Here is a 223-nt window from a genome sequence, read left to right on the forward strand (position 1 = left end):
TCCTGCCAGCGTAAATTCAGTCCCTCGAGGTGTTGGGTCAGGGCATCAATGCCCCGGCGCATGTCGACAGGCTCTCGCACCAGAAAGAGTTGTTGCGGTTTCAGCATCGGGACAGTACCCGCATCACGTCAGGCAACAGCGTCAATGGACAGGCGATGGCATACCCGTCTGGGGTATGCAGGGTGACGGTGTGCGCGTCGTCAGGCTGGAGTGAAACCGGCAA

At 59.6% G+C, this 223-nt stretch carries 1 protein-coding gene; it reads left to right on the plus strand.

What is annotated here, in order from left to right:
• Positions 1-214 (plus strand): hypothetical protein (locus ABR397_RS24195; protein WP_350307897.1); only part of this gene is annotated, 214 nt, incomplete at its 5' end.
• Between the last annotated feature and the right edge of the window lie 9 nt (positions 215-223).

It is taken from the genome of Photorhabdus viridis (assembly GCF_040256935.1).
Taxonomy (GTDB): Bacteria; Pseudomonadota; Gammaproteobacteria; order Enterobacterales; family Enterobacteriaceae; genus Photorhabdus; species Photorhabdus viridis.